The sequence below is a fragment of the Streptomyces fradiae ATCC 10745 = DSM 40063 genome (assembly GCF_008704425.1).
Lineage (GTDB): Bacteria > Actinomycetota > Actinomycetes > Streptomycetales > Streptomycetaceae > Streptomyces > Streptomyces fradiae.
This window is the reverse complement of record NZ_CP023696.1, coordinates 5267289-5289038: the sequence shown is the minus strand read 5'-3', so window position 1 is coordinate 5289038 and position 21750 is coordinate 5267289. Positions and strand designations below refer to the sequence as shown.

Here is a 21750-nt window from a genome sequence, read left to right as displayed (position 1 = left end):
GGGCGGGGAACCGCAGGTCAGGCGGCCTGGCGGGCGGGGACGCCGGCCCTGCGGAGGGTCCGGCCGTTGTACTGCATGAGGTCGGCCGGGCGGCCCTGCGCGGAGCTGAGGAACCGGCCGCTGAACAGCACGTCGCCCTGGTCCGCGGCGCGCACGCTGAAGACGAGGTCGGCTCCGACGGTGAGCACCCCGGAGACGCCGTTGTCCGCGTCCAGGCGCAGCGTGCCGCCGCCGGCCCCCTCGTGGGACACGCGGATGGCGAGTTCCCCGTTGACGAACTCCCCGGCGAGCGCGGCGGCCTCGTCGTAGGGGCGGTCGGCGGGGGCGGGCTGCTCGTAGTGGCCGACGCTCAGACCGAGGCGGTCCAGCTCGCCGACGAGGTCGAGCCAGGCCGAAAGGCCGGTGGTGGAGTTGGTGGTGAAGGCGAGCACGGTGCCGCTCGCCGGGTCCACGCGGACGTTGCAGGAACCGCCGTCGAGGGTGCCGTCGTGGCCGAGCCACAGGGTGTCCCCGCCCGGGTAGAGGCCCCAGCCCGCGCCCCACCCGGCGGCCAGTCCGAAGGGGTCGGCCGCCGGCACGGCCCGTCCCATCGCGGCGAGTGCCTCGGGGTCGGCGATGTCGGCGTCCAGGGCCTCCTGGCCCTCGCCCAGGAACGCCCGGCCGAAGCGGACCAGGTCGGTGGCGCTGCCCGCGATGCCGCCGGCCGCTGCGAGGGTGCCCTCGCAGTAGAAGTCGACGGGTTCGACGCGGCCGGTCCGCGCGTCCACGGCGTGGCCGCTCACGGTGGCGCCCGGGGCGCGGCCGATACGGGGGTCCTCGACGAACGCGAGGTCGAGTCCGGCCGGGCGCACCACGTAGGACTCCAGCGAGTCCCACCAGCTCTGCCCGGTGATCACCTCTATGACGTACGCGGCCACGGCATAGCCGGTGTTGGAGTACGAGAACGCGCTGCCCGGCACGCCGAAGTGCCCGTGGCGCACGACCGACTCGAAGTAGCGGCGCAGGGACGGCGAACGCAGCGGCGCGCCCTCGTGGTCGGAGACGAGACCGGCGGTGTGGCTGAGCAGCTGACGCAGTGTCACCTGGTGCATCGGGTGGTCCGCGGGCACCGCCGTGTGCCCCGCGAGGTCCGCGAGGGTCTCCATCACCGGCGCGTCGAGCTCGGCCTCGCCCTCCTCGACGAGCTGCATGACGAGCGCCGCCGTGAAGACCTTGCTCACGGAGCCGTAGGCGAAGCGGGAGCGGGGGGACACCGGTGCGCCGGATCCGGTCCGCTCGACACCGGCGCAGACCTCCCGCAGCGCGCCGCCTTCGTACAGGGCCAGCTGGGCTCCGGGGATCCGGTGCTCCCGGATCAGCCCTTGGACTATGCCGGAGAGGACATCAGCGTCCATGATCTCTCTCGTACCCCCGTTCGAGAGTGCCGCGGCCTGGTGGGCCGGTCGGCGCGATTGGGATGGCTGGCTCTACTCGTTTCAGTAGGGTCAGCCGGACTTCGCGTCACAGACTCACCTATACCGTCGGCGATCTCAAGATCCACCACCCCCAACCGAAAACTGCACGTCAGCGCTTCGCTACGGACAGGTACGAAGAGCTGCCGCAGCCCCGTCCGGAGGCGTGCCGGAGGGAGCGATTTCCGGAACGGCCCGGCACGCCGCCCACTGCGGAGGATGTCCTGGAGTGGTCGTGCGGGACCCCCGGCGGAGGCGCCCCCGCCCGGGTCGGTGCACCGCGCGTCGCCGCCGGGGACCCGTCCCCGCTCTCCCGCCGCACGCGGCCGACGCCCGCGGGGCCCGCGGTGCCGGGCGCCCGTCGGGCCGGGACGGCCATGCTCCCCGGAAGCCCTGGCCGACGGTTCCCGGTATCGGGCCCGGCGCGGGAACCCGTGTGTCGGATCCCCGCCGCCCCGGCCTCGCGCGCGGCCCGCCGCAGGTGAGCCGGAACCGAACGCCCCACCGTTCCCCGCAGATGTGCCGGGGCATGGCGGGACGGCTTCCCCTGAGCGACGCAGTCGCCGGCCCCCTGAGCCGCGGTGCCGTGCGGCGTCCTGCCGCCGCCGATGAGAACGAGCCGGGCCGTCCTCCGTCGGGACGGCCCGGCTCCTTCCTTGCGGCCGCGCCACCTCGGCGGTGGTGGCCGAAGCCCGCGCGGACGCCCTCAGCCGGCGGGCGGAGACGGTCCAGGCGCTGGCCGACCCGGATGAGGTCGACCACCGCGACGGGACCGAACCCTCCGAGGCCGCACAGCCGAGTGCTCCACCGCCACCGCGGGCTCACCGGACGCGCCCCGCGGTGTGGTGCCGTCTATGCGGCGTTCGCGCCCGAGTCGGCGCCTCCGGAGGTGTGCGGGCGGCCGGGCGGGACTTCGCCGGCACGAAACCCCCCGCCGTGGATGTCGCCGAAGTACTCGGGCGAGGGGGCGCCGAGCATGGCGGAGGCCCGCTGCATCGGGCTGTCCACGCGCACGGTCGCGGCCTCGGGAAGGGCGGCGCGACAGGTGAAGCCGAGCCGGAGCATGGCCCGCATGACCTCCCCGGCGCTGAAGTCGCGGCGGTCCTGGCGGGTGACGACCTCGCCGACCTGCTTGGCGGGGTAGTGGCGTCGTCCGATGATCACGGACTCGCCGGTGATCGGTTCGGGCTTGACGCCTCTCATCGATTCCACGACGTCGCTCTTGGTCAGGTCGAACGGGTAACGAGCGATGACACAGCGCATGATGCCTCACGGGGAGAAGGAGAGACGGGGCCGACCGCCGCGCGGCCATGCAGCGGCACAGCGGCACAGCGGCACAGCGACACAGCGGCACAGCGGTTCAGCGGTTCAGCGGGAGAGGGCGAGGACGCCCAGAGCGTTGCCCCGTTCGTCGACCACGGGCAGGACGCCGGGCCGGCGCCGCCGCGGCGCACGCTCGGCTTCGGTCCTCGCGGTCAGCGGGGAGACGAAGGGAGCGATGACGTCGGGGATGTCCCGCAGGCGGATCCGGTCCGTGTACCCGGAGCCGTCACGGACGGCCGTGAGCCGGGCCTCGGTGACCAGTCCGGTGCACAGTCCGTCGTCGTCGCAGACGACCAGATGGCCCGCGCGGGCGGCGGTCATCACGGACAGCGCCACCTCCACGGTCATGTCCCCCCAGACCTGCGGTCCGGCCGCTTCCATGGTGTCGGCCACCGTGCCGTGCACGCGATGGGCACGCTCCGGGCGAAACCGCGTCTGGACCAGCGTCAAAGAGTGCCTCCTGCGGAGATGGGCCGGCTTTCCGGTCACGAGGGGTCTATGCCGCCGTACCGACGACGGTCGACTGCCGTCCGGACGCGCGGCGGGAGGCCGAAGCGGGGCGGCGCCGGCCGCGTGAGGCCGCGCCGCGCTTCCCGGTGCGTTCGGCCACCGGTGCGGTGATGACGACCGGGACGCCGGAGGGTGCCTGGGCTCCGGTGATGCGGTGCAGGGCTTCCCCGCCGGCGCGGACCTGAGTGGTCTGCGGGACGATGCCGGCCGCTGTCAGGAGGCGGGTCATGGAGCGGCGCTGGCTCGGGGTGACCAGGGTGACGACGCTGCCGGACTCGCCGGCGCGGGCCGTGCGGCCGCCGCGGTGGAGGTAGTCCTTGTGGTCGGTGGGCGGATCGACGTTGACGACGAGGTCGAGGCGGTCGACGTGGATGCCGCGCGCCACGACGTTGGTCGCCACCAGCACGTTGACGTGCCCGGTCTTGAACTGCGTCAGTGTGCGGGTGCGCTGCGGCTGCGACTTCCCGCCGTGCAGGGCGGCGGCCCTCACCCCGCTGTTCAGGAGGTGCTCGGTGAGGCGGTCGACGGCGTGCTTGGTGTCGAGGAACATGATCACGCGGCCGTCGCGCGCGGCGATCTCGGTGGTGGTCGTGTGCTTGTCGGCGCCATGGACGTGCAGCACGTGGTGCTCCATCGTCGTGACCGCGCCGGCCGAGGGGTCGACGGAGTGCACGACCGGGTCGCTGAGGTAGCGGCGCACGAGCAGGTCGACGTTGCGGTCGAGGGTGGCGGAGAACAGCATGCGCTGGCCCTCGGGGCGGACCTGGTCGACCAGGGCGGTGACCTGCGGCATGAAGCCCATGTCGGCCATCTGGTCGGCTTCGTCCAGGACGGTGACGCGCACCTGGTCCAGCCGGCAGTCGCCGCGCTCGATGAGGTCCTTGAGGCGTCCCGGCGTGGCGACGACGATCTCGGCGCCGCCGCGCAGCGCGCTCGCCTGCCTGCCGATCGGCATGCCGCCCACCACGGTGGCCAGCCGCAGCCTGACGGAGCGGGCGTACGGGGTGAGCGCGTCGGTGACCTGTTGCGCCAGCTCACGCGTCGGTACGAGGACCAGTCCCAGCGGCTGCCGGGCCTCGGCGCGCTGCCCGGCCGTACGGGCCAGCAGTGCCAGGCCGAAAGCGAGGGTCTTGCCGGAGCCGGTGCGGCCACGGCCGAGGACGTCCCGCCCGGCGAGGGAGTTCGGCAGGGTCGCGGCCTGGATCGGGAACGGCACGGTCACGCCCTGCGCCCCCAGCGCGGCCAGGAGTTCCCTCGGCATGTCGAGATCGGCGAAGGCCGCCACGGCGGAGAGGGCGGGAGTGAGCGTCTCGGGCAACGCGAACTCCCCCTGGACCGCGGCGGGTCGGCGGCCGTGACCGCCGGGACGGCTCGATGCGCCCGACCGGTTCGGGCGCGGCGCACCGAAGCGGCTGCCGCCCCGGCCGGCGTCGGCACCGCCGTTACGGGTACGGGCGAAACGGTCGTTCGTACGTGTGCGGTTCATGCGGAACCTTCCTCGATGTGGCACATCTCAAGGAATTCCCGCAGCAAAGGGCGACACGGAGAATCGCAAGAACGGGCCGATGGAACGCGACGGCACCTTTGACGGACGGAAATCCGCACGCGCACAGTCACGGAAATGAGTGGCGCTCCGCGGACGCAATGTCCGGACGCCCATGGCGATGAAGCAATACGGGTTGCACGCACCCCCGGAGGGTGCCTCGCATGCGGCGAGCACACGGTCTTCCTGGCCGCCGCCCCGGAGAATCGGCTGCGGAAACGGCAAGCGACTGGGACCCGCACCCCAAAGGATGCGGGTCCCAGCCACGAGATACGCGTGATGTCAGGCGAGAACGATGTTCTCAGCCGTCGGGCCCTTCTGGCCCTGCGCGATGTCGAAGGTCACCTTCTGCCCCTCGAGCAGCTCACGGAAGCCCTGGGCGGCGATGTTCGAGTAGTGGGCGAACACGTCGGCGCCGCCACCGTCCTGCTCGATGAAACCGAAGCCCTTTTCCGCGTTGAACCACTTCACCGTACCAGCAGCCATGTCACATTCTCCTTCGGGGCAGTACCTCGGTGCCCGCACAGCGCGGACACCGCATCGCCGCGATGATCACCCCGCCCGGAAAAGACCGGCTACACAAAAGTGCTTCCGCGGCACAGGGGCCGATCCGGAGGCACTCGAAGTTTCGGGAACCACAACTGCAACTGGTATGGACAGTAGCACGCCGCAGCGACCTGCGTGCGGGGAAGAATCCCAGTCCGTAAATCGCGGCAGAAAACCTGCCGGCATACTCCGCTGAAATCTCAGTTCGCCGTTACAGATACCGTTCCGGCCGGTGCGCGACGCGTCGGGAAGCGCGGGGCGCGCCGGGCGGCGCTCAGGCTCGCCGGAGGGAACCGCCGCGGGGGCGGTTGGCCTGGTTCACGGCCGCGTCGCTCCGGCGGGTGGTGCGGGGCCGGTGGAGAGGACGTGGTCGACAGCGGCGTTGAGGGTCTCCGTCTCGGCGATGAGGACGGATTCGCCGGTGGGCAGGGCGCGTTCGACCGAGAGTCCGTTGAGGACGGTGAGAAGGAACCTGACGTTACGGGTGTGGTCTCCCGGAGGCAGCACGCCCTCCTCGGCGAGCACGGTCAGCCAGTGCTCGACCCGGCGCCGCGCCTCCCGCTCAAGGCCGAGGTACGCGGCGCGCACCTGTTCGGTCGGCTCGGGTTCGATGAAGGCCCGGTACACCGCGCCCCACGCGGTCCGCGCGTCCTCGTCGGTACCGAGCGGCGCGAGAACCTGCCGCAGGCAGTTCAGCAGCCGTTCGCGGGGCGGCAGCGTCCGGTCCCGGATCGGGTCGCCGGGCAGCATGCCTTCGTAGATCCGCGCGAGCACGCTGTCCTGCAGGGCGCGCTGGGTGGGGAAGTGGAACCTCAGCGAACCGGTGCTCACTCCCGCGCGCGCCGCGACCGCTCGCACGCTCAGCTTCGCCGTCATGTCCTCGGCGATCATCTCCGCAGCGGCCTGGAGGATCTTCTCGCGTGTTCCCATGCTCCACTCGCTCCTCTTCACTTCCCCCGGCCCCCACTGTACTGGCACGCCGTACTAGCACGCCGTACTAGTACAGTGTGTTAGCGTCGCTCTAGCACGCTGTACCAGTGAGGCTGCGGCCGACGCGCGCGGGGAGGGACGGGGACATCAACAGCAGGTCGGACCGTTCGAGTCCCGGTACGCCCGCCGCTCCGGCAGAACCTCGCACGGGGCAGCGCGGCCGTTCCGGCGAGCACGAAGCGCCCACCCGCGGCACTCCCCCTGCACGACGCGGCGGGCCACCGACTCCTCGAAGCGAGGAGGGCACGCCCACGCCACCCCTCTTCCACCGGCCTCCCGCGCGACCGGCACGGCCCGACCACGCGGGGATGGCACGAGTACGACGAAAGGGACATCATCATGATCCGTTCGAGGCCGAGGCCCGCCGCCCGCTACGGGGCGGCGTTCGCCGCAGCCGTCATGGTCCTGACCGGGTGTTCGTCCGGCGTCCCGGGGCCGCGCGACACGTCCGCGGTGGGCGCGTCGGGCTCGGCCCCCTCCCCGGACCCGCTCACCTGGAGCGCGTGCGGGAAGAACCTCGAATGCGCCACGATCAAGGTGCCGCAGGAGTACACCGAGCCCGATGGCGCGCAGATCCCGCTCGCGCTCATGCGGCACCGGGCCACCGATGCCGGTAACCGCATCGGCAGCCTGGTCTTCAACCCGGGCGGGCCCGGGGTCCCCGCCACCGAAGCACTGCGCAATCTGCCCAAAACAGCCGGTACTCCCGGCACCTTCTCGCCCGCGGTCCTCGCCAGGTTCGACATCATCGCCATGGACCCGCGCGGCGTCGGCGGATCGCAGGCGGTTCGCTGCCTGACCGACGAGCAGCGAGCCGACGCCGCCGAAACCGCCTTCGACCCGGCCGTCCCCGGGGGCAAGCCCCTGCCGCGGCTGCTGACCGACGCCGCCGCGTTCACCGACGGGTGCGTCGAGCACCAGAGCAAGGGGTTCCTGGCCAGCCTCTCCACCGACAACGTGGCCCGCGACATCGACCGGGTCCGCGCCGCGCTCGGCGAGGACAGGATCACGTACTACGGCCTGTCCTACGGCACCGTGGTCGGCCCGATGTACGCCACCCTGTTCCCTCACCGCGTCCGGCAGATGGTGCTCGACGCGCCCGTCGACACCAACCAGTGGTTCGGCGACTCCCTCCCCCTCCAGCACGACGTCGCCCTGGCCGGCGAGCGGACGCTCAACGCCTGGTTCGAGACCTGCCGCACCGAAGGGACCGCGGTGTGCCCGTTCGGCGCGGGAGACCCGCAGGCGGCGTTCGACGCGCTGATCGACAGGCTGGAGGCGAAGCCGCTGAGGATCGCACCCGTCAAGGGCGTCACCCCGGGCGGCCGGCTCGACGGCGCCATGGCCCTGGAGGCCACCCGGGCCCTGGCCGGCGACCAGAACACCTGGCCGTTGCTGACCTCGGCGCTACTGGCGGCCCAGGACGGCAACGGCGCCCCCCTGTACACCCTGTGGAGCAGCGTCACGGTATCGCCCTTCCCCGTCCCCACCGCGATGTTCGAGACCCACACCGCAGTGCGTTGCGCGGACTGGCGGACCCCGACCGGCATCGCCGCGCACAAGGCCGCGGCCCGCAAGGCCGTCACCGAGGCCCGGCGGGTCGGGACCCGGGCCGCCTACTCCACCCTGAACTGCGCCCGGTGGCCCGCGCCGAACAAGGACCGCGTCACCAAGCCGCTCACGGGCGCCGGTGCGCCGCCGGCCCTGGTGGTCGCCGGCCGACTGGACCCGGTCACCCCCCACCACTGGGCCGAGACCATGACCCGAACCCTGGACTCCGCGGTCCTGCTGACGCGTGAGGGGGTCGGACACGGCTCCTACGGCACGAACAGGTGCGTCGACAGCGCTGTCGACGCCGCCCTCATCCACGGCACCCACCCCGCCGACGGCACCGTGTGCAAGACGGACAAGCCCGCCACCACCCGCCCCCTGGTCTTCCCGGACCGCTGACGCACAGCCCGCGTCGAACCGCCGCACGACGGGGACAGGCCGAGCAACCCCCCAAACCCCCTCGACCACCGAAGTGCTGGTCAGGCCCCCTTGCCCGCAGGCTCAAGGATCGCCACGCACTCCACGTGGTGCGTCATCGGAAACATGTCCGCATTCTTCAGCCGGAGAAAACCGCAGGTGAGGCGGCCTTTCTCCGGCACCGGAACGGCCTGCCCCGGGCCGGAGCGTCATTTTGAGCGTCACGACCGCGCCTCTCTAACGCCGCTGTTCGCGCATTTCAGTTGGCCCGCCAGCGACATGCGAGGTACGGGCCTCAGGTCTGCTCCAGCAGCTCCGCGCTGATCCGGCCCCAGCTCGGTGGGGGCCATCGACCGGGCGTACGGCTGTGAGCCGGCGGCCGTCGAGGAACGTATCGAGCCGATCGCTGGCCAGGGTGGCCAGCCGCTCGCGTTGAGCACGGCGGTTCACCTCTATTCGTTCGCCCAGAACTCCGAGCAGCACCTCGTGACGCGCCTCGCCGAGGATGTCACCACGGATCCACCGTCCTCGGACCGGTACGCCGTGGAGTGTGCCAAGCTGGTGCTCCTCGCGGCTGAAGGCTCGGTCCATCGCCTCCTCGGCCTTCGGTCCCACCCGGCTGATCACCTCCCGGCTGGCAGCCCCCTCACCGCTGATCTCCGGTTGCGGAAGGTCGACCATGTGCCCGTGTTGCTGCGCCATGTTCACCACTCGGCGGGGATCGGGCCGGGAAGCACGGAATTGCCAAGGCTTCGCGCCTCCGGGCACGTCGATCCATCCGGTCTTGAGACCCGTCAGGGCGGCGGAGCCGTAGGGCAGGAAGACATCGACGTAGACACCGCCCGCGCCGAGCCAGACCCAGCTCATGAAGTAGGCATGATCACCGTGGTCAACGGACCACTGCGCGAGCTTCTCCAATCGCTTCCTCTGCTCCGGGGTGCCCTTGCCCGGCGGGAACATCTCCTGGCGCGCCGTCGCCGCCCTCGCGCCTCCGGCAACCGGCCCCGCGGCCAGGTCGTACAGCAGATCGGGCCGCACACCCGTCTTGGCGTAGACCCCAGAGAGTTTGCCCGGAAGCACGTCGAAGCTGCTCAGTCCGCTGGCGCCGGGCTTCCAGTCGAACAGTGCCGCGCTGGCGGCGGCCATCACGCCGAGCCCGGTGCACTCACTGACGAAGCGCTGGATGTGGCCCGCGCTGGAGTCGAGGGCGGAGCACTCAACTCCGAGCGGCCCTTTTCCCTGGCCGCTCATGATGTAACTGAGGAGGAGGCCGATCTCGTGAAGCGCCATACCCGGGCGCGCACCCGCTGCTCTGGTCAGCGGGGCATGCGCCGTCCCAGCTCCTGTGCCTTCTCGCGCAGGCCCGCAGCCCAGGCTGCGCCCTCCGCAGGGGCGGACATCCCGGTGACGGTGGAAACCTGCACGTCTTGGAGCGGGCCTTCCGGGGCGGCTCCGTGTCGTGCCCAGTCCACCTTGATCGCGGCGCGTTCTGCAAGAACGAGCACTGTGGCAGTGAAACCTTCGGAGAGCGCAAGCCAGACGGAGGGGCTCGCGCTCCGGTGCTTCGCCAGGAGGGCATTGACGAAGGTTTCGAAGGTATCGGGGCTGATCTGACACTCGTCGTTCTCCATCGACCCTATGCCCGATGGGAGATCCAGCTCTGCTTCGAAGACCGCTACCTGGCGCTGGAACATGCGGGAGACCCCGTTGGATGGGTTCCACAGTGTCTCGTTGCCCATGTCGAAGTACTGACTCATCGCGGAACCTTTCAGCTGATCATGACAGGCCAGCGTATCCAGCTGGATCATTGCCGTCGTCAGCGTTACGTCTTGCCCGGACGCCGGTGGCAGATGAGGGTTGCGGCTATGCCGACGACGGCCAGGAAGTGTTCCGGCTTGCGTTCGCAGCGGCGGTGGAGCCGACGGCAGCCGGCCAGCCAGGACACCGTCCTCTCGACTACCCATCGATGCCGACCGAGCCGCTGTGAGGACTCGATTCCTCTGCGGGCGATGCGGTGCCGGATGCCGCGCTTGCGGAGCCATCTGCGCAGGTGGTCGTAGTCGTAGCCTTTGTCCGCATGTAGTTTCGCCGGGCGCCGCCGTCGTGGTCCGCGTCGGGAACGAATCGGCGGGATACCCCGCACGAGCGGTTCGAGGCCCTGGCTGTCATGCATGTTGGCGCCGGAGATGCCCAGTGACAGAGGAAGTCCGTTCCGGTCCGTGATCAGGTGGGTCTTCGATCCCAACTTGCCACGGTCGGTCGGATTCGGTCCTGTCAGAGGCCCCCCTTGCGGCCTGGATGCTGACGGAGTCGATAGCGCACCGCGACCAGTCCAGCTCGCCGCGGGAACCGAGTTCGTCGAGAACGACACGGTAGAGCCGGGCCCAGACGCGGGCTCGGGTCCATTGGGCGAAGCGCCGGTAGACCGTCTGCCAGCTCGGACCGAACACCGGTGGCAGCTGCCTCCAGGTGCAGCCCGAGGCAGCCACGAAGATGATCGCTGCCAGGGCCTCACGGTCACCCGCCCGACGGCGGCCGCCACCTTGCGGACGTATGACCTCCGTCGGCGGCACCACCCGCCGAAACAGCACCCACAACTCGTCCGGCACCAGCCGCTCAACCAGATCCGTGATGCGCGGTTCGACGAACGATCACGCCATAAGAAACGACGTCTAATGCGGTCGTCGTCCCACTTCCAATCCCTCTGGAAACGAGGCAGTTGAAGCCTTCCCGAGGCGACGTCACCCAGAAGCGTCTTGAGATTGACGCTGTCCAGCCCTGCCACTTGCCCCGTTCCCCACCCTCGCGTCTTCGCGGACAAGGCATTGCACCAAGGCATGTTTTGCTCCGGCGCCTACAACTTGACGTTACATCACATTCTTGCGGGCTGAAACCCGCTGTCCCAGGCGCCTAGCATCGGGATGCGTTAGACGGCGCTTCGTCGGCCAGGGATCGATGCAGACCGATCCTGGCTATGCTGAGGGTCCACCGCCGAGTCCTGAATGCCATGCCCACCTACGCGAACGGATCTGCCAGTTGCAGCGATTCGGGCCGTCGCCGGCTTCACGGCAGAGCGATGCACTTCAGCCCCGTCCCGCCACCGACGACCACTTGCGACCGGGGGAAGTACTCTGGAACCACTGCCCTCCACGGGCGCGCAGAAACAGACTTTCGGGATCGAGGAATGGAGGCGATGCGTCCATTCCTCGATGCCGCGGCCGTTCGCCGGCCGACTGTCCCTTACCGGTGCTGGCCCGCGTGCTACCCCTTCCCCAACGGCGAGCACTGATAGCGAACCCCCCGGCTGACCATCCTGAAGCGGTCGCGCCCCTGAGCCGAGAACGGGTTCGGCAGGTCGAAGACGCGGCGGTCCTCCGGGGCGAGGGCCGAGGTGATCAGCAGGATGCGGTAGCGGTTGCCCCGAGCATGGCGGCGGGCGGCGTCCACCTCGGACGCTCCGAGTTCGAATTCCACCCGCTCGGCGGACGGGTCGCTCAGTGCCTTCACCTCGTACAGCCGGGTGGTGTCACGCCAGGTGACCTCGAAGTCGTAGCCCAGGGAGTCGGACGCCGCGTCGTCGCCATTGACGACGGCCGCGTACCCCGAGACCCACCGCACGTCGGGGTAGTGGCGCTGCAGCCAGGCGCGCGCGGCCACCTCCCCGACCAGGCCGATGGCGGACCGCTGGTCCTCGTTGGTCCGCTTCGTCTTCGCGACGACGATGCGCGGCTTGGCGATGGGTCCGCCTCCGCTCCGTGGCCGGGGCACACCGGTCACGGTGTCCAGGCGCACCCGGCCCGACTGGACGAGGAATGCCTCGTCAATGGTTCTCGATGCGATGTCCGCGATGGTGGAGAGCTGGTCGCTTCCGACTCTGACCTCGGCATCCCCGATGGTGATCGTGCGCGGAGCGACGATGGTGGAGGCACCGGAATCCCGGGCCCGTGTCGCCGTCTGCGTGAGGTCCCTGTCCGTGAGGCCAAGCGCCGCAGCCTCCGCGGCGGGCGGCATCCCGGCGGGCCATCCCACGGCGTGTCCCACCGCGTCGAGCAGACGGCCCTCGCTCAGCGGCAACAGGTCGCCCAGCCCGGTTCCGTCGATGAAGCTCTTGCATTCCAGCAGCACCGCCCCGTGCCACCCCCCGGGCACCTGTACACCGTGCCGGTGGCACCAGGCAGTCACCAGTGGGGTCAGCGTCGGCACGAGCGCGTCCAGTGCGGCCGTGTTGCGTGCCCGGAGCCGATCGACGGGCTCGAGTTCGGTGGGCCGTTCGAGGTCGTCGTCGGCTCCGTGCGCCCGGAGCCATTCCCGCACCCTGTCACGCATTGCCTCTTCGGGTGGGGTGATGAAGCGGGGAAGCCAGTCCGGGTCCGGCTGGAGGTCGTGGAGACCGCGGGCCACGGAGTAGCCCGCGATGTCCTCACCCTGCTGCGCGGCGACGGCGTATCGCTCCCGAAGCCGGTCGAGGATGATTCCGGAGCGAGCACGTACAAAGTCACCGAAGACCTGTTCGTGGCGGTCGGGGTAGTACTCCGGGGGGTACCCGAGAGCTACCAATGCGACGTTGAACTGCTCAAAGTCGAGTGCGAGTTCGTCCCTGAGCTCTGCCCACCTCGTGCAGGAGCGGGCGAGGGCCACCAGCTCCGCCGGTGGCAACGGCAAACCGGGGGCGAGCCGGTCCACGATCGCGACGAGTTCGCGCTCGCCGGCCGCACGGCCGAGTAGGTGGGCGGCCTCCTCGTTCCAGGCGTCGGCGGCCAGGCATGCCAGCACCGGGCGGAGCAGTCTCACCGTGTCCTGCACGTCACCGGTGAGGTTGCGCCGGATCTCGGCGACCCTGGCCTCGGTCGTGTCCAGCGCCGCCGCAAGGGTGCTGTCGTCGACGAGCGTCGGGCTGCTGCCGCCGAAGCTCCGCTCCAGTTTGACGAGGACCAGTTCCAGCGCGTCCTGCAGCCACGGCCTGCCCAGCAGCTGTGCGACGGCGGGCGTCGCCGCCTGTAGCTCGTCCCAGCCCTCGTCGCTCCTCCAGACGACCACCGTGGGGTGCTCGTCGTCCGGCAGCGGCAGGGCTCGTGTCGAGGACGGCGGTTTGGCCGGCGTACCGGAAACGGTGATCTCCACGTCGTCGGCCAGTACGACGCGGATGGCGCGGAGCCGTTCGAGCGCGGCCCGGACACCGCGCTCGCTGGGGCGCACGAAGGCCCCGGACTTGAGTTCCATGGCGAGGGCGAGCACGGTGACCAGCCACTCCCGTTCGCGGATGAACACCGCCGCCTGACCCGACGGCTTGATGGGGGCACCGTCACGATGACGTACCTGCACTTGGGTGACCGACGTACGCTGCACTCTCAGCCCATTCCCCTCGGCCAGGCGGACGAGGGCGTCACCGGACTCCGCCGTGGCGACGAGGACGGGATGCCCCGCCGGCTCGATGAGCGCTTCCTTCAGGGGATCCGCCTCGTCGCAGACGATGACTGGTGCTTCGTCGGCCGACGGGGTGAAGGTGCCGAGCTCGTGGGTGCGGCTGACCACGAGGCGGGCTTCCTCGCCCTGTGCCCAGGGCCATCGGCCAGTCCGTGCGATGTTCGACCACGCCCGTTCGTAGTGCCGTTTGAAGGAGACGCTGAGGTACTCGGGCACGTAGCCCTTGTCGAGCAGGTCGGCGAGCTGTTTCACCGCCGCCCCGGCGTGCTGCGGAGCGTCCCACCTGCGGAGGCCGAGTTTGAGCATCCGTTCGACGACGCTCTTGTGGGTGAGCAGGCGTCGCGTCGACAGGGGCAGCGCGGGGACGAAAGCCGGGAGTTCACCGTCGGCGGTGAACCAGGCACGACGGGGCTCGACGAAGGACGGGCTGTCCGGGTCGTCTACCGGCAGCCAGGCCATGCCTCGGAGGTAGGAGGCCAGAGGAGTGGGCCAGGTGTGCGCGTCCTTGAAGGTGTAGGTGGGCCTATGCACGGTGACTGTGAAGACCTCCTCGCCCCAGGTTCGCAGCCCGTGCATCAACAGCTCGGCGAACTCGCGTCGGGCGACGGGACCGAGGCCGGCCACCTCGGTCGCTCCCGCCAGATGGGCAGGCGGGTGCATGAACTCGTAGAGCGTGTAGGGATGCTGGAATTTGGTCCATCCGCTTCTGACATCGGCACACCAGGTATCGGCGAGCGGGTCCCCCAGCCCGAAGCCCGCGGCGAGTCCCGCGAGCCGCAGTTCGTGTCCCTGGCGGGCTCCGAGTCGTTCCCCGACGACTCCAGGCCTCAGGCCGTCGCATACGCCGAGGGCCTCCAGGAACTCGGTGTAGGCCGCCCGGTCCTGTACCGGCGCGGGCCAGTCGTCGGGGCCGCTGATCCACTGATCCCGCTGCGCGACCAAGGCCGGGATCCGGGATCCTCCCTCGGCGAGGAACCGCTCCAGTCGCCGCGCCCCCTCGGTGCCCCAGGCCGGTGAGAAGGAGCAGCGTGCGGCCCTGCCCCACCGATCGGTGTCGGCCAGCGGCAGCCGGAAGGGGATGCGGGCCAGCCGTCTGCGCTGGGCGTTGCTGAGCAGTGGGTACTGCCGGAAGGCGAAGGTGAGGGCGTCGCGGCCGAGCGCCTCCGATGGGTGGCCGCAGAGCAGGTCGTCCAGTGCGTCGAAGACACGGTCCAGTTGGTAGGGGCGCACCAGTTCGTTGCGCTCAAGGAATCCGCGCCCGGCGCTGTCCCAGGCGATCGCCGGATGGGTGAATGAGATACGGCGCCTCAGTGCCCTGAGCTCGCCCGGCACCCGGGTGGCGGCGTCGCCGTCCGCGATGTCGTCGGGCTCGGGGTGGAAGAAGACGGTCGCGTCCTGCCTGCCGGACTCGGTCCGGCCGCCGAGAGCGCTTCTGAGCCGCATGTCCTGGTCGAGAATGATGCGCCGGCCCCGCAACACGCCCTGGTCCCGGGCGAACGCATGGGACACGTCGCTGTAGAAGTCCGCCCATACCTGTCCTGCCGGTTCCGTACCGCCGAGCAGTGACCGGGCCACGGCTTCGGTCCACTCGGCGGCCAGAAGCGCCGGAGGCCGGAAGGGCCTGGAGAGGACGACCCTGCACAGCTTGTCCAGACGTGTGTGGCGGGCAGTACCGACGGACGGGGTCAGCAAATCGGCTCCGACCCCGGTGAGTGCCTCGATGGTGAGGACGCGCCAGGAGCGCTTGCCGTCGGGCCAACCGTAGGAGTCCCGCAACGAGCCCCACGCCTGGCTGCCGTGCAGCGGCACGATCGGTTCAGCGGTGAGCCCCCCGTCGAGGGCCGCGTCCAACCGGTCGGGTACGTCCCAGCACGTGAGGTCGAGCACGAGGTCCGCGGCGAGAAGGTGCGGGGTCTCTGAGCGGATGCGCCTGCTCAGTTCCACTGTCAGTACGGCCAGCTGATCGAGGAGAAAGGCGTTCAGGCTCACCGTCTCACTGATGTCGAGCCGAGCCAGTTTGGTGAAGAACGGGGCATGGGCGTGGCCGGGGAACGGGGCGTGGACGCCCTCGGCCATCGGCAGGAAGGTGTACATGCGACCGTTGGGGAGCGGTGCGTCAAGGCGCAGCGCGACCGCCACCCATGCCTCGGCGTCCCAGTTCTCCCAGGCGGCGTCGATCTCACGCGCCTGGACGCTGCGGCTGACCGCTCCGCTCAGGGCCTCGGGATCGAGAGTGCGGCGCGCCAGCAGGTAGCGGCCCGCCCCTGCGAGATCGACCTCTCGTACCCAGTCGTTCTCGCCTGCGGTGACCAGGTCCGATGTGCGCTCGGTACGCGAGAGTGCCTGCCGGAAAGCGGTGTCGGAGCCGTCCCGCACCTCGACGAGGAGTTCGGCCACCCGGTCGAGGAAGAGCAGGAGCGGCGCCTCTCCGTTCACCATGTTCTGTGCCTGTGCCACGGCGAGTCCCCAGGCGTGCCGGTCGCGCAGCGGCAGCCGTACGACCGTGGAGTACCCGTCCTCGGCGAGTTCCTTGAGTACGGGGTCGGTGACGTCGGCCGGTACCGGTAGTGCCAGCGGGGAGATGTCCTCGATCACCCGGGCCGCGAGTGCCGAGTCGTCCACCAGGGTGCGCACGTCCTCGGGCCTGGCGAAGCGGAAGCAATAACCGTCGTAAGTCTGGGAGTCGGGTGCGGACTTCGAGTAGATCTCCGGCCAGTCCGTCAGTTGCAGCACACTGCGGAAACCGAGGCCCTTGTTGCCGATCCCCTCACCCGCCGCCTTGCTCGACAGGGCCAGCTCGGTGATGGCCCGGAAGTTCTCCTCGGCGAACACCGCCCCCTCGTTGGCGATGTAGAGGACGCCGCCGCCCTCCAGAGAGACCGCCAGAACCGCGATCCTTCCCGGGGCGGCGTCACCCAGTGCGTCGTGGCCGTTCTGGACGAGTTCGAGGATCGTGCGGCCCTCATACTCTTGGGCGGTGTCCTCACTGACGGACTTCAGACTCTCAGCGAATCGCCATGTCTCGCCGGCGTCCCTGTAGATTTCGACTCGCCGCCGGGTCAGGGCGCTCACCGCCGCCCGGAATCCGTCGCCCTCCGCGGCACCCCACATCGATGGAATGGCTGTTCCTCCCTCGTTCGTGCACAGCCCGGTGCCTGTGCCTGCCAGAAGCCAGACCTGGTGACACCATCCAACCGAATCAAGGGCATGGTTTCTGGCGAATTCCATGTCGAGTGGCACGCAGGAACCCAGGTGTGCCCTTCCGCGGTTCACCGCCTTGTGGCCACACTTTCGACAGCGGCACCAGCCGCTTCGCGAGTTCTCCCAAAGCCCCGTCAGCAACGATCCGACTCGACGCGCTCCAGAAACGAGCCCCCCGCGTCACCCATGTGAGGCCGACGTCATGCATCAGGTATCACAGGGCAACGTCCCAAGGACGTGCCCAACGCGGGGCCAGGAGCAGGTCAGGCAACTTGTGACCCCTGCCTGTCCACCTCTTCCAAGCCGTACGGACGGCCCTGCAGACACTACCTGACGCATCTGATTGATCGTCAGTACCAGCGCCGAACGAACGTCAGGACGGTCGGTCACAGGCCGACAACACGCGACACGCGCCTGCTCCTCATCACCCCGTGTTGCAAGAAGCAGCTGGTCGCGCGGCTCTCAAGAACCTTCGCCCCAGCTCACATGATGTTACGCAGCAACCACGTCGAAGTGATCACCACTTCCCTGAGACTGCAGGTCAGAACCCCTTCGCCGCAGGCTCCAGAACCGCCACGCACTCCACATGATGAGTCATCGGAAATGTCGACCTGAGGAGACGCTGTGAAATACCAGGTCAGAGCGCCATGTCGGCTCTCCGCCCCCTCTCTACGCGCACAGAGCGTCAAACGAGCGTCATGACGACCGGCTCGCCACTTCGCCGGGGACCGGACGGCTGCCACGACGCGGCCACCGCGCCCGTGATCAGCCCGTTTCAGTCAAGGCTGTGTGCGCGGCGGCGAGGATCTCCCCGGAGAGCGGGGAGCCCTTGGTGGCCCGGGACAGGACCAGCGCACCGAACAGGGTACACAGGCGGACGATGCCGTCCTGGTCGTCACTGGCCAGGAAACCGGCGAAGTCGGCCACCCCCTCGGCGTAGACGCGACGGGCCTCGCGCCCCCCGTCCTCGCGCGCGATGTCGGTGGCGAGCGCGGCGACCGGGCAGCCGCCCGCCGGGGCGCCGCGGTGCTCGACGGAGAGGTAGTCGTCGATCGCGCCTGCTGGGCGGCGGCGCGCTGCCCGTCGTGCCGCTCACGCCCGGCGCTGCAGCGCTGGGCGAGTTCGGCGAAGGCGTGGGCGGTGGCCTCGTCGACGAGTGCCTCCGCCTACCGCGACCACTTCGTCCTGGCCACGAAGTTCACCCTCGGCGCCGCCCCGCAGCCGAACATCTCCAAGACCGGCAACAGCCGCAAGAACATGGTCGCCTCGGTCGAGGCCGGCATGAAGCGCCTGGGGACCGACTACATCGACCTGTTGGGGGTGCACTTCCCCGACAAGCTCACTCCGATGGAGGAACTCCTGCGCGGGCTCGACGACCTGGCTAGCGCCGGCAAGATCCACCACGCCGCGCTGTCCAACTTCCCCGCCCGGCGCGTCTCGCGCGCGGCAACCCTCGCGGACCTGAAGAACTGGGCCCCGATCGTGGGCATCCAGCACGAGTACAGCCTCGTCGAGCGCACCGCCGACCGTGAGCTCCTGCCCATGGCCGAGAGCCTCGGGCTCGTCGCAGCCCTGTGGTCCCCGCTCGGCGTCGGACTGCTCACCGGCAAGTACCGCAGCTCCGCCGAGGGGCGGCTGAGCGACCTGGGCGCGGTCATCCACACCGAGAGCATCGGCCAGAAGACCGCCGTCGTCGACACCGCCCTGGCCATCGCCCAGGAGACCGGTGCGACGCCCGCCCCAGGTGGCGGTGGCCCGGGTCCGCGAGCGCGCCGCCCGCTCCACGGCCACGCTGGTCCCGATCATCGGCCCGCGCAATCTCCCCCAGCTCGACAGCTACCTCGCAGCCCTCGATGTCCAGCTGACCGACGAGCAGTACGCGCGACTCGACAAGGTCAGCGCCGTGCCGCTCGGCGTACCGCACGAGGGCATCGCGGGCTCGCTAAGACACCTCCAGGGCGGCGACGCGAGCAGCATCATCACCCGGGTCGTGCCGGTGGCCTGAGCCCGGAAACACGGCCGACGCAGAGCTCTCCGCGCAGGCACTGGCCACTGCCGTGCCGACGCGGCGCGCGCGGACTAGAAGAACACCACAAACCGTCTCGTGCCGAGAGAAACCCCTCACGGACAGAACACCTCTCCCGCTTGGACGGGAGACCACACGAACGGAGATGACGATGAAGGCCTTCATGGTCGAGAAGTACGGTGATGCGGCCGGGATGCGCGCCGCCGAGATTCCTGACCCTCAGGTGAGCGCCGACGACGTCCTGGTCAAGATCCACGCGGCGGGCGTCTCAACCCGCTGGACATGTAGATCCGCAAAGGTGACCTCAAGGCGATCGTGCCCTACCGTCTCCCGCTCGTCCTGGGCAACGACCTCGCCGGGACCGTCGTCCGGGTCGGATCGTCCATCGACCGCTTCGCCGTGGGCGACGAGGTCTACGCGCGGCCTGACAAGGACCGCACACCTTCGCCGAACTCCTCGCCGTCCACCAGGACGACCTCGCCCCCAGTCCGCCACGCTCACCATGACCGAGGCCGCCTCCCTCCCCCTGGTCGCGCTGACCGCCTGGCAGGCCCTGATCGAGCGGGCCCACGTACAGCCGGGCCAGAAGGTCTTCATCCACGCGGGCGCCGGCGGCCTCGGCTCCATCGCCGTCCAGCTGGCCAAGGCACTGGGCGCGTACGTGGCCACCACCGCGAGCACCGCCAAGGTCGACCTGGTCAAGGAACTCGGCGCAGACGAAGTCATCGACTACCGCACACAGGACTTCACCGAAGTCCTCCACGACTACGACGTCGTCCTGGACTCCCTCGGCGGCGAGAACCTTGCCAAGTCCCTGCGCGTCCTCAAGCCCGGCGGCCAGGCCATCTCCGTCGTGGGCCCGCCCGACCCGGCCAGCGCCCGCGAGCTCGGCTCGAACCCGGTCCTGCGCCTGGCCGTCACCGCCCTCAGGGCCAAGACCCGGCGCCAGGCCAAGCGCCTTGGCGTCACCTACGCCTTCCTGTTCATGAAGGCCAGCGGCGCCCAACTCCGCGAACGCCCCCCTCATCGACACCGGGAAGATCCGCCCCGTCGTCGACCGCGTCTTCCCGTTCGAAGAAACCCTCCAGGCCATGGAATACGTCGAGAGGGGACGAGCAAAGGCCGGCAAAGTCGTCGCCGCGATGACGTAAGGGCGGAAACGAGTCCGAGGCGCCAGTCACCTCCGACAGCGACAAGACCCTGCACACCCCACTCCCCCGCCACACCACCTCAGGACCCGGCCATGAGCACACCGTCCAGTTCACCCGCCCCGATGTCGTACAAGAACACGCCGAACCGCTCCGTGTCCGTGCGTGGCGTGACCTTCGCCTACCGGCGGCTCGGCCCGGACGACGGCATACCCCTGATCCTCCTCAACCACCTGTCCGCAGTCCTGGACAACTGGGGTCCCCGCGTCGTCGACGGACTCGCCGCCCGGCGCCCCGTGATCACCATCGACAACCGCGGCGTCGGCGCGTCCGGCGGCTCCACACCCGACACGATCGAGGCGATGGCTCGCGACACCGTGCTCTTCATCTGGCCCTCGGATACGACAGGGTCGACCTGCTCGGCCTGTCGATGGGCGGCTTCATCGCCCAGGTCATCGCGGCAGAAGAACCCGACCTTGTACGCAAGCTCATCCTCGCGGGCACGGGACCCGCCGGAGGCCCCGGAATCGACAAGGTCACAAGCCTCACCATCAAGGACACCGTCAAGGCCGTCCTGACCCGCAAAGACCCCAAGCAGTACCTCTTCTTCACCGACACCGCCGGTGGCCGCCGGGCAGCCCACGCCTTCCTGGACCGGCTGAAGGAGCGCACGAACGACCGCGACAAAGCCATCTCGCTCTCATCGTTCCGCGCCCAGCTGAAGGCCATCCACCGCTGGGGCCGCCAGGCACCGGCCGATCTTTCGCGCCACCAACCGGTCCTGGCGGCCAACGGCGAGAGCGATCGCATGGTCCCGAGCATCAACACCGTCGACCTGGCGGCCCGGCTGCCCCAGGGCGAACTCGAACCCCTCTACCCCGACGCGGACACGGAGGGATCTTCCAGCACCACGACAGATTCGTCCCGCGGGCGCTCGAATTCCTGGAACGGTAGCCAGCCGCCGAACAGGTCCATGGCCCCCGCGCCGCACTCGGCGAGACCGGCACCGGGAAATCCGTCCTCGCACATCGCCGCCACCCCGAGAGCCCCGCCGACTGCGGCTCCGCCTGCTGACCACGGCCGGACAACTCGTCACCACCGGCCGTCGGTGAATCCTCCGCCTGGCCGGGCACTGGCCCTGGACCGGTCACATCACCACAGCCCTCGACCTGCTCACCCACGTGCCCGCCCCATGCTGACCAGCCAATTCCTCGTCCCTTGGACAGCACCTCACCACCGGACGCGTGGAACCCGGCGCCGCCCCGAGGCGACACTCGGATCTTCGGCCTGCACACGCTCAACCCACGACACGAAAACGGTCCACCGACTTCGTCGGCGGACCGTCATGAAACTTCGAGGGCTGACGCGATGCTCGACGGGTTGCGCCCGACAAGTCGGCTGAACCGCGTCATCTGATCCAGGACCACCACCTGACGCACCGTCAGGAATGGCGTCGAACGAGCGTCAAGACATTCCCCGAACCCGTCCCTTACGGAGCTGAGGCAGAGCTTTCCGGACCCACGCCCCCGCCGCGAAATCGAAGGTGAGACACGTGGCGGGAACCTGCGGCATGCTCCACGCGGTGAACCTACGGAAACATGTCGGCGCGACCCGCCCGCA

11 protein-coding genes and 6 pseudogenes are annotated in these 21750 nt (G+C 69.9%); 6 read left to right on the top strand and 11 right to left on the bottom strand.

The annotated features are described in order from the left end of the window. Positions 1–17: 17 nt before the first annotated feature. The 6 genes and pseudogenes from CP974_RS23535 to CP974_RS23510 form a co-directional block, all read right to left on the bottom strand. Positions 18–1394 carry a serine hydrolase domain-containing protein gene (locus CP974_RS23535; protein ID WP_031128381.1) on the bottom strand — a complete coding sequence of 459 codons (1377 nt, stop codon included), beginning with the start codon at positions 1392–1394 and terminating at the stop codon, positions 18–20. A gap of 1020 nt (positions 1395–2414) precedes the next feature. Then, positions 2415–2714 (bottom strand): annotated as a pseudogene (locus tag CP974_RS23530) (SCO5918 family protein); the annotation flags it as partial. Between the two features lie 105 nt (positions 2715–2819). Then, positions 2820–3224, bottom strand: a complete 405-nt coding sequence (locus CP974_RS23525; RefSeq protein ID WP_031128379.1) for a CBS domain-containing protein — start codon at positions 3222–3224, stop codon at positions 2820–2822. A gap of 46 nt (positions 3225–3270) precedes the next feature. Then, complete coding sequence (locus CP974_RS23520; protein WP_031128378.1) at positions 3271–4770, bottom strand: DEAD/DEAH box helicase; 1500 nt, start codon at positions 4768–4770, stop codon at positions 3271–3273. A gap of 339 nt (positions 4771–5109) precedes the next feature. Next, the gene (locus CP974_RS23515; protein WP_014145516.1) at positions 5110–5313 is read right to left on the bottom strand and encodes a cold-shock protein; all 204 of its coding nucleotides are present in this window, start codon (positions 5311–5313) and stop codon (positions 5110–5112) included. A 378-nt stretch (positions 5314–5691) separates the two neighbouring features. Next, complete coding sequence (locus tag CP974_RS23510; protein WP_031128377.1) at positions 5692–6303, bottom strand: TetR/AcrR family transcriptional regulator; 612 nt, start codon at positions 6301–6303, stop codon at positions 5692–5694. 399 nt (positions 6304–6702) lie between these two features. Between CP974_RS23510 and CP974_RS23505 the strand changes: the two genes are divergently transcribed. Then, the gene (locus CP974_RS23505; RefSeq protein WP_031128376.1) at positions 6703–8313 is read left to right on the top strand and encodes an alpha/beta hydrolase; all 1611 of its coding nucleotides are present in this window, start codon (positions 6703–6705) and stop codon (positions 8311–8313) included. Between the two features lie 255 nt (positions 8314–8568). Here the strand turns inward: CP974_RS23505 and CP974_RS23500 are convergent, their stop codons facing one another. The 5 genes and pseudogenes from CP974_RS23500 to CP974_RS23480 form a co-directional block, all read right to left on the bottom strand. Beyond that, positions 8569–9621 (bottom strand): hypothetical protein, encoded by a 1053-nt coding sequence (locus tag CP974_RS23500; RefSeq protein ID WP_051838868.1) that lies wholly within the window; start codon positions 9619–9621, stop codon positions 8569–8571. A gap of 26 nt (positions 9622–9647) precedes the next feature. After that, complete coding sequence (locus tag CP974_RS23495; RefSeq protein WP_223844468.1) at positions 9648–10139, bottom strand: DUF6086 family protein; 492 nt, start codon at positions 10137–10139, stop codon at positions 9648–9650. A gap of 14 nt (positions 10140–10153) precedes the next feature. Then, positions 10154–10955 (bottom strand): IS5 family transposase gene (locus tag CP974_RS23490; protein WP_223844476.1). Its coding sequence is split into 2 segments (ribosomal slippage): positions 10154–10615 and positions 10617–10955, totalling 801 coding nucleotides; the frame shifts between segments, so codons are not numbered across the junction. A 637-nt stretch (positions 10956–11592) separates the two neighbouring features. After that, on the bottom strand, positions 11593–16827 hold the full coding sequence (locus CP974_RS23485) for a sacsin N-terminal ATP-binding-like domain-containing protein (RefSeq protein ID WP_158100680.1): 5235 nt from the start codon (positions 16825–16827) through the stop codon (positions 11593–11595). 894 nt (positions 16828–17721) lie between these two features. After that, positions 17722–18119 (bottom strand): annotated as a pseudogene (locus CP974_RS23480) (TetR/AcrR family transcriptional regulator); the annotation flags it as partial. Here CP974_RS23480 and CP974_RS30440 point away from each other — a divergent pair. The 5 genes and pseudogenes from CP974_RS30440 to CP974_RS23460 all read left to right on the top strand — a co-directional run. Beyond that, positions 18097–18636: pseudogene (locus CP974_RS30440) on the top strand (aldo/keto reductase); the annotation flags it as partial. The pseudogenes CP974_RS23480 and CP974_RS30440 overlap by 23 nt on opposite strands. A 46-nt stretch (positions 18637–18682) precedes the next feature. Further along, complete coding sequence (locus CP974_RS30435; protein ID WP_223844481.1) at positions 18683–18961, top strand: hypothetical protein; 279 nt, start codon at positions 18683–18685, stop codon at positions 18959–18961. A 172-nt stretch (positions 18962–19133) separates the two neighbouring features. Next, positions 19134–20133 (top strand): annotated as a pseudogene (locus tag CP974_RS23470) (NADP-dependent oxidoreductase). Between the two features lie 427 nt (positions 20134–20560). After that, positions 20561–20935: pseudogene (locus CP974_RS30745) on the top strand (alpha/beta fold hydrolase); the annotation flags it as partial. A 238-nt stretch (positions 20936–21173) separates the two neighbouring features. After that, a pseudogene (locus CP974_RS23460) lies at positions 21174–21329 on the top strand (IS1380 family transposase); the annotation flags it as partial. Positions 21330–21750 lie beyond the last annotated feature (421 nt).